At 72.9% G+C, this 8,366-nt stretch carries 6 protein-coding genes; 2 read left to right on the forward strand and 4 right to left on the reverse strand.

Annotation, left to right across the window (positions count from 1 at the left end):
* Nucleotides 1-364: 364 nt before the first annotated feature.
* Genes NUV38_RS11595 through NUV38_RS11605 form a run of 3 tightly spaced genes read right to left on the reverse strand, consistent with a single transcriptional unit; the run spans nt 365 to nt 5,297 of the window.
* Nucleotides 365-3,232, reverse strand: a complete 2,868-nt coding sequence (locus NUV38_RS11595; protein WP_257729260.1) for an FAD-binding and (Fe-S)-binding domain-containing protein — start codon at nt 3,230-3,232, stop codon at nt 365-367.
* The gene (locus NUV38_RS11600) at nt 3,226-4,545 is read right to left on the reverse strand and encodes a hydroxyacid-oxoacid transhydrogenase (RefSeq protein WP_257729261.1); all 1,320 of its coding nucleotides are present in this window, start codon (nt 4,543-4,545) and stop codon (nt 3,226-3,228) included. Before NUV38_RS11600 ends, NUV38_RS11595 begins: the two co-directional genes overlap by 7 nt.
* Entirely contained in the window at nt 4,542-5,297 is a 756-nt protein-coding gene (locus tag NUV38_RS11605; protein ID WP_257729262.1) for a GntR family transcriptional regulator, read from the reverse strand. Before NUV38_RS11605 ends, NUV38_RS11600 begins: the two co-directional genes overlap by 4 nt.
* Before the next feature lie 172 nt (nt 5,298-5,469).
* Between NUV38_RS11605 and NUV38_RS11610 the strand changes: the two genes are divergently transcribed.
* Entirely contained in the window at nt 5,470-6,591 is a 1,122-nt protein-coding gene (locus NUV38_RS11610; RefSeq protein WP_257729263.1) for a hypothetical protein, read from the forward strand.
* Nucleotides 6,592-6,620: 29 nt separating this feature from the next.
* Here NUV38_RS11610 and NUV38_RS11615 read toward each other — a convergent pair whose 3' ends face one another.
* Complete coding sequence (locus NUV38_RS11615) at nt 6,621-7,115, reverse strand: NUDIX domain-containing protein (protein WP_257729264.1); 495 nt, start codon at nt 7,113-7,115, stop codon at nt 6,621-6,623.
* 38 nt (nt 7,116-7,153) lie between these two features.
* Between NUV38_RS11615 and NUV38_RS11620 the strand changes: the two genes are divergently transcribed.
* Nucleotides 7,154-8,233: an acyltransferase family protein gene (locus NUV38_RS11620; RefSeq protein WP_257729265.1), complete on the forward strand. Its 1,080-nt coding sequence runs from the start codon at nt 7,154-7,156 to the stop codon at nt 8,231-8,233.
* Nucleotides 8,234-8,366 lie beyond the last annotated feature (133 nt).

Here is an 8,366-nt window from a genome sequence, read left to right on the forward strand (position 1 = left end):
CCACCACAACGCCCGAGCAAATCGCGGGGTTCCCCGTCGCCGGGCCGCCCCGGCGGGGTCGCGTCGTGCGACTGCGTCGGCTCGGACTCGTCCTGCGGCTGCGCCGCCTCGGCGCCGAGCGAGGTCAGGCTCCGAAAGGCCTCGACCGGGCGGAGGGTACGAGGTCGGTCGGGCTCCCGGGCCGCGGCCCGGCTGCGCCACGATGCTTCCTCTCTGCGTGATCCGCACATGCTTCTTCCTTCGCGAGGGCCGTGCCGGGCGAAGGAAGCACCGTGGCGAGCCCGGACCCCCTCGGCAGGGCAGGGATTCTCCCTTCTCGTGGACCGTCCCACTCAGAAGGAGAATCCCTGCAGGGCGAGGCGACCTACTCCCCCGGCGCGAGCAGCTCGGTCAGGTGGATCGCCGGCACGTCGGCCAGGTCGTCGAGCTGGGTGCGGCAGGAGAAGCCGTCGGCCAGGACGACCGCGCCCTCCCCCATCGCGCGGACGGCGGGCATCAGCTGCTGCTCCGCGACCGCCACCGACACCTCGTAGTGGCCGCGCTCGACCCCGAAGTTGCCGGCCAGGCCGCAGCAGCCCGACAGCCTCGTGACCGTGGCCCCGGTCCGGCCGAGCAGGTCCATGTCGGCCTCGAAGCCGAGCACCGACGACTGGTGGCAGTGCGGCTGGACGACGACCTCGGTGCCCCTCAGGTCCGGCGGCTCCCAGCCGTCGGTCCGCGCCAGCAGCTCGGCCACGGTGTGCACCCCCGCCGCGACCTCGACGGCCCGCGGGTCGTCGGTCAGCTCCACGGCGTCGGACCGCAGCACGGCGAGGCACGAGGGCTCGAGGCCGACCACCGGCACGCCGGCGGCGACGTACTCGTGCAGCACGGCCACGGTGCGCTCGACCAGCTCGCGGGCGGTGTCGAGCTGGCCGGTCGTGATCCACGTGAGCCCGCAGCACGACTGCTTCTGCACGACCTCGACCCGGTAGCCGGCCGACTCCAGGAGCCGGACGGCGGCCAGGCCACCCGACGTGGAGAAGTACTCGGTGAAGGAGTCGGCCCAGATCGCCACGCGCGGTCGCTCGTCGCGAGAGACCTCGGACCGCGCCGTGAGCAGCGGTCGCGCCGCCCGGCTGAAGCGCTGGGTCGCGAAGGCGGGCAGGCTGCGACGCTGGTCGACGCCCGCCACCCAGCGCGCCACGTGCGCGAGTCCGGGCACGCGCAGCGCGAGGTTCGCCAGGCGAGCCACCGGAGAGGTGAGCCTCGCCCAGAAGGGCAGCTTGCCGAGCACGTAGTGGCTGCGGGGACGGATCCGGCCCCGATAGGTCTGGTGCAGGACCTCGGACTTGTAGGTGGCCATGTCGATGCCGGTGGGGCAGTCGTTCAGGCAGCCCTTGCAGGAGAGGCAGAGGTCGAGCGCCTCGTGCACCTCCGGCGCGCGGTAGCCGCCGGTGACGAGACGTCCGTCGACCATCTCCTGCAGCACACGGGCCCGGCCACGGGTGGAGTCCTTCTCGTCACGTGTCGCCTGGAACGACGGACACATGACGCCGTGGGACGCGGCGTTGTCGGCGAGGCACTTGCCCACGCCGGTGCAGCGGTGCACCGCAGCACCAAGGTCGCCGTCGTCGTGCAGCAGACGCAGGCCACGACGCGTGCCTTGGAGGCCGGCGGCCCAGCCCTTGCCCTGCGCGCGGAGCGAACCGTCGATGGGATCGGGATCAACGAGGACGCCGGGGTTGAGCAGGTCGTCGGGGTCGAGCACGTGCTTGACCCCGCGGAAGAGCGCGAGCGCCGGGGCGGAGTACATGAGCGGCAGCAGCTCCGAGCGGGCCCGGCCGTCGCCGTGCTCGCCCGAGAAGGAGCCGCCGTGCGACGCGGTGAGGCGGGCGGCGTCCTCGATGAAGGCCCGGTACCCGGCCGGACCGCCGGGCTCGGAGATCGGGAAGTCGATCCGCACGTGCACGCAGCCGTCGCCGAGGTGGCCGTAGGGCTCCCCGTGCAGGTCGTGCTGCTGGAGCAGGGCGTCGAAGTCGCGCAGGTAGGCGCCGACGCTCGCGGGCGGCACCGCGGCGTCCTCCCAGCCGGAGAGCGCGGGGCGGTCCCAGATGCGTGACGCGAGTCCGGCACCCTCCTCGCGGATCCGCCAGAACGCTGCCTGCTCGGCCACCGACGTCACGTGGCGGTGGGCCAGTGCGGCCGAGTCGGCCACCACCCGGTCGGCCTGGGCCGCGAGCTCGGCGGGGTCGTCGCCGGCCAGCTCCACGTAGAGGAAGCCGCCGCCGCGGGGGTACTCGGGCACGCCCGCGGCTCCCTTGGCGGCCCGGTAGACCTCGATGATCCGCGCGCCGAGGCCCTCGCAGGCGATCGGACCGTGCGGAAGCATGGTGGGCACGTCGTCCCCGGCCTCGGCCATCGACCCGTACCCCAGCACGACGAGGTGCACGTGGCGCGGCGTGGGAACGAGGTCGACGGTGGCGCCGAGCAGCACGCCGAGCGTGCCCTCGGAACCGGCCATGAAGGACGCGACGTCGAAGCCTCGCTCGGGCAGCAGGTGCTCGAGGCTGTACCCGGAGACCTGGCGGCCGAAGCGGCCGAGCTCGGTGCGCACGGTCGCGAGGTCGGTCGCGACGACGTCGCGCAGCCGGTCGAGGGTGGGCGACGTCGCGGTGACGTCGCGGCCCACCACCAGGCGCTCCCCCGTGCCGGTGGCGAGGTCCAGCGCCGCCACGTTGTCGGAGCTGCGGCCGTACCCGAGGGCACGGTTGCCGCACGCGTTGTTGCCGATCATGCCGCCGATCGTGCAGCGGGTGTGCGTGGACGGGTCGGGCCCGAAGCGCAGCCCCTGGGGAGCCGCGACCTTCTGCAGAGACGCGTGCACCACACCCGGGTCGACCCGTGCGACCCGCCGCTCGACGTCGACCTCGTGCACCCGGTCGAGGTGCTTGGCGAAGTCGACCACGATCCCGGTGCCGACGGCGTTGCCGGCGATGGAGGTGCCGGCACCGCGGGACGTGACCGGCACCCCGGTGGCGCGCGACGCGTCGAGGACGGCGAGCACCTCGTCGACCGCGCGCGGCCGCACGACCACCTGCGGCACCACGCGGTAGAGCGAGGCGTCGGTGCTGTAGAGGGCCCGCGTGGTCGTCGAGTCGTCGACGTCGACGACGCCGCGGCGGCGCAGCTCGGCCACCACGTCGGTCGCGGAGGCGCTCCCGGCCGTCGGCGGCGCCTCGAGGCTCACCACAGCTCGAGCGAGGCGTCGAGGATCCCCGCGACGTCGTCCTCGGTGACCTCGCGCGGGGCCGTGGCGAGGAGGCGCTGCTGCTTCATCGCGCCCTCGACCAGCGGGTCGAGGTCGGCGGCGCCGAACCCGACGGCGGCGAGGCCGGCGGGGATGCCGACGTCGCGCATGACCGCCGTGAGCACCTGCGGCAGCAGGTCGGCCGGGTCGTCGGTCATCACGGCGTCGGGGTCGAGCAGACGGGCGGCGCGCACGTGGCGGTCGGGGGCGGCGTCGAAGGTGAACCGGAACGCGGCGGGCGCCGTGAGGGACACCGCCATCCCGTGCGGCACGAGACCGGCGTGGCCGGAGGCACCGTCGTCGGCCGGGTAGTGGTCAGGACGGAACTCACGGACCTGCCCGGCGATCGGGTACGCGTTCGCGTGCGGGATGTGCACGCCCGCGTTGCCGAACCCGAGCCCGGCGAAGGTGGCGGCCGTGGCCACCTGGGTGCGTGCCTCGAGGTCGCCGCCGTGGGTCACGGCGCGACGGAAGGACGTGGCCATGAGGGCGAGCGCGCGCTCGGACCAGACGTCGGAGATCGGGTTCGAGCCGCAGTAGGGGACCCGCTGGTCGGCGGACTTGGCCTCGTACGACGCGTAGGGCCGAGCCGTGTAGCTCTCCAGCGCGTGGCACAGGATGTCGAGCCCGGACGCGGCGGTCACGTTCGCCGGCTGGGTCAGGGTCAGCTCGGGGTCCACGACGGCGAGCGTCGGTCGCAGCCGGGGGTGGGAGATGCCGGTCTTGACGTGCTGGCTCACCACGTCGAGGACGCAGATGGTCGTGCTCTCGCTGCCCGTGCCGGTGGTGGTCGGCACGGCCACGAGGGGAAGCAGCGGGTTGGCCGGGGCGCGGCCGCCGCCCACGGGGGCGTTCACGTAGTCCATGAGCTCGCCGTCGTTGGTGAGCATCAGGTCGACGGCCTTGGCGGTGTCGATGCTGCTGCCGCCGCCCACCGCGAGCACGGCGTCGAACGGGCCGTTCGCACGCGCGAAGGAGATGGCCTCGAGCAGGCTCGCGTCGGTGGGCTCCACCCGGCTCCCGTCGAAGGTCACGACGTCGATCCCGTCGCGACCGACGCGCTCGGCGATCTCGGCGGGCGCGCCCGTGGCGGCCACGCCGGGGTCGGTCACCAGCAGCACGCGCCGCGCGCCCAGCACGGCCAGGTCGTGGCCGAGCTCGTGGCGGGCGCCGACGCCCATCTTGAGGCCGGGAGCACCGTAGGTGAAGACGGTCTCGGGGTGGTCGGGGGCGAACTCGCTCGCACCGTGGCTCATGTCCGCTCCTGTCGGCCGGGATCCGATGATCGGGAGATGTCCTCCGACAGTAGCATGCTACTGACGACGAACGAGGCCGTCCGCGTCCTCCAGGCCGCGACGTCGACGTCCGGGTCCAGCTGGCGCGCGAGCAGCTCAGCGGTGTGCACCAGGTGGTCGCGCATGAGCACCGCCGCGCCCCGGACGTCACCGGCGACGACCGCCTCAACGATGGGCGTGTGCTCCTCGAGGATCTCCTGCGCACCCCGCGACCGGTGCAGGGTCACCGCTCCTCGCGCCTGGATGGAGGCACGCAGCGCCAGCACCTCCTCCCCCAGCCTGCTGTTCCCACTCACGGCGTGCAGGGCGGCGTGCAGGTCCCGGTCATGGCCGTCGAACGCCTGCTCGTCCCCGGCCCGGGCCGCCTGCCCCATCGCCGCCAGGTGACCCTGCAGAGCGGCGCACTGGTCGGCGTCGGCGTGACGTGCGGCGAACGCCGCGGCGGGGACCTCCAGCAGCAGGCGCAGGTCGAAGACCTCCAGCACGTCCTGGACCGTGACGCCCCGTACCCGGAGTCCGCGGTTCCGCTCGACCGTGACGAGCCCGGCGTCGGCCAGACGGAGCACGGCCTCGCGCACGGGCGTGCGGGAGACCTCGAGCTCGTCGGCGAGCCGGTAGATCGAGTGCTGGGACCCCGGTGCCATCCGACCGGTCAGGATCTCCTCCCGCAGGCGGGCGAACACCCGCTCCGCGGTCGTCGTGCGCGCGGTCATCGCGTCGCCTCCTCGCCCCGTGTCCGGACCTGACGCGCCAACCTACCGCGCCTGCGTCGACCTGGGAGGCGCACCGTTGTGCGCCTGCGGCAGGATGGAACGGACCGGTTCGCGCTCCGGACCGGTCGAGCCACGCCCCCGCACCGGGCTCGACCCAGCCCCGAGGAGACCCATGAGACGGACCGCGACCCTGCTCGCCCTCGTCGGCGTGCTCACGCTCGGCGCGTGCGAGACCCGGTCCCAGTCCGACGTCGACCCGAGTGCCGACCCGAGCGCCCAGGCCTCCGCCGGCGTCGACGTCACCGAGCACGAGTCCGGGCCGCAGAGCCCGATCTCCTACGGGTTGGAGGTGCCTTCCGGCGCCGCGCAGCTCGGCCCGCTCGTGCGCTACCGCAGCCCCGCACTCATCCAGGCGTACCAGCCACAGCTCGACGCCGCCGAGGCCCAGAGGGAGGCGGCCGAGGCCGAGGCGGAGGCCTCCGAGACGCCCGCCCCCACGCCGAGCGAGAGCGAGACGCCCGCGACGCGCCCCAGCGACGACACCTTCGCCCTGATCGACGACGCGCCTCGCCCCGACGTCACGATCTCGCTCCTGCGCGTCGACGGGGACCCGACCCTCGTGCTGCGGCGGCTGATCGCCCAGGTCAACGCCGTCATCCCCGATGCCAACCTCGTGGAGGACGACCTCTCGCAGTACTGCAGGGCCGAGGGCAAGCGGATCACCGGCTGCACGGTCTCCGCGCGCGGCAAGACCGCCGACGACCGCGACATCCGCATCACCATCACCGCCGACCCCGGCGACGTGACCACCCGCACCGCCTACCCGGCCAGCGACCGTCGCCCGGTCATGACCGTGCGGGCCGAGTACCTCGGCGATCCCCGCAGTGGTCAGCTCGAGCCCCGCGCCTCCTCGGCCGAAGTCCCCCGCGACGTCGAGGGCAAGGACCGGTCCGGACTGATCTGGCCGAGCATGGACGTCGAGGCCGAGGGCAGCGAGCCCCTGCTCGACGGACGCTGGACCGTCCCGTCCACGGGGACGCTCCTGCTGAGCGGCGACCGACCGCGCTTCGCGGCCGTCGTGGCCGACCGGGTGCGTGAGGCCGACGCGATCGCCGAGGACTTCGCGGCCAGCGTGGGGACCCCCACCAAGGACGTGGTGGAGGACCTCAACGAGATCAGCACCACGTACTCGGCGCGCGGCGAGGACGGGAGCCGCGCCCGCGCGACCTTCGTGCTGTCGGCCCGCGGGAGCTACGCGATGCTCTTCTACACGCCCGCGCCCGCCAAGTCCTGATCGTCCCGGCTCGCCAGCGGCACTGTCCGCTACCGGTACTGCTCGAGGTGATCGAGCGCGTGCTGGACGGCGGGCAGCAGCCGGCGTTCCCCGTCGTCGACGCGGTCGAGCGGGAGCCAGGCTGCGACGTCGGCCGTGCCGTCGACCTCGACGACCCGAGGCTCGGGCAGCGGTCGACCGGACTCTGCCCCCTCGACGGTGACGGCGTACAGCAGGTGGACGCCGTGGTAGTCCTCGAACCGGTCGTCGCGGCCCGGCGCCACGGTGTGGACGTCGTGGACGTCGACCAGGCGGCTCGTCGTCGCGGCGAGACCCGTCTCCTCGTGCAGCTCGCGCAGCACGGCGTCGTGCGGCGACTCCCCGTGCTCGACGCCGCCGCCGGGCAGGGCCCACCACCCCGCGGGGTAGCCGGACGGCGAGACCCGGGTCAGCAGCAGGTGCGGCACACCGTGCTCGTCGTCGACGACCACGACCGCGTAGGCACCCAGTCGCTGCGTGCGACGGGCGTCCTGGCTGCTCGTCATCGTCTCCCCCTTGCCCGCTCCACTAGAGTTCATCCACGATGAGCGCACTCGACCCGTTGCCCATGACGACCGCCGCACCCAAGGAGCGTGTCGCCTACCTCGACAACGCACGGTACTGGGTGATGCTGCTCGTCGTGATCGGGCACTCCCTGACGCAGTTCGTGGCGATGGACTCGGCCCGCGGCGTCTACGTGTGGATCTACGCGTTCCACATGCCGTTCTTCATCCTGATCTCCGGGTACACCGCGCGGCGCTACATGGGCGACGCCCGCCAGGTGCGGCGGATCGTGAGCACCCTCGTCGTGCCGTACCTGATCGTCGAGATCTCGATGCAGATGATCATGCGTCACTACACCGACGAGCCGGACCCCTACATGTTCCTCTCGCCCCAGTGGCTGGCGTGGTTCATGGCGGCGCTGTTCGTGTGGCGGCTGACCACCCCGATCTGGCGGGCGCTGAAGTATCCGATCACGACGTCGATCGCCATCTCGCTCCTCGTCGGGCTCATCGAGGTGCCGAACGTGCTCGCGCTGCCGAAGATCCTCGGCTTCCTGCCCTTCTACGTGATCGGGCTGCACATGAGTCGCGAGCGCTTCGAGCGGCTGGCCGACACCCGCATCCGCATCGCGTCGGCGCTGCTGCTCGGGGGCAGCTTCGCGGTCTGCTACCTGTACTCGGCCGACTGGACGCTCGACTGGCTGCTCTGGAAGCAGCGCTACGACGAGGACCCGTTGGGCGCGACACCGCTCGAGGGGATCACGCAGCGCGCCGAGCTGCTCGTGGTCGGCCTGGTGCTCACGTTCGCGGCCCTCTCGCTCGTGCCACGACGCCGCTCGTGGACGACGCTCATGGGCAGCCGGACCTTCTACTGCTACCTGCTGCACGGCTACATCATCCTGCTCCTGCGGTACCAGTTCGAGGTCTTCGACCGGCTCGAGCAGTACGGCGCACCCGCCGCGGCGCTCACGATGGTCGTGGCCGTCGTCGTGGCGAACCTGCTGATGACCAAGCTCGTCTCCACCGTCTTCCGCCCGATCTTCGAGCCGCGCCTGACCTGGTTGTTCCGCCCCGAGGCGGAGGCGAAGCCGGCCGAGAAGAAGGCGGCCACGGCGGGCTGAGTCGGCGGTGCCGCCCGCTGGGTGTCCGCTCGGCCCTCGGCCGGGTGGCACACGATTCTTCGTCCGCGCGTGATCGGCGCAGGACTCGTCGCTCGTGCGGTCCATCGGTGGATCCTCAACCGCAGGACGCGTT

The organism is Aeromicrobium sp. 50.2.37 (assembly GCF_024655735.1).
Taxonomy (GTDB): Bacteria; Actinomycetota; Actinomycetes; order Propionibacteriales; family Nocardioidaceae; genus Aeromicrobium.

Bases quoted from the DNA above. Each gene is read 5' to 3' on its own strand.
- NUV38_RS11615 (WP_257729264.1), bottom strand. From the start codon at position 7,115: ATGACGAGCAGCCAGGACGCCCGTCGCACGCAGCGACTGGGTGCCTAC.
- NUV38_RS11600 (WP_257729261.1), bottom strand. From the start codon at position 4,545: ATGAGCCACGGTGCGAGCGAGTTCGCCCCCGACCACCCCGAGACCGTC.
- NUV38_RS11605 (WP_257729262.1), bottom strand. From the start codon at position 5,297: ATGACCGCGCGCACGACGACCGCGGAGCGGGTGTTCGCCCGCCTGCGG.
- NUV38_RS11620 (WP_257729265.1), top strand. From the start codon at position 7,154: ATGAGCGCACTCGACCCGTTGCCCATGACGACCGCCGCACCCAAGGAG.
- NUV38_RS11610 (WP_257729263.1), top strand. From the start codon at position 5,470: ATGAGACGGACCGCGACCCTGCTCGCCCTCGTCGGCGTGCTCACGCTC.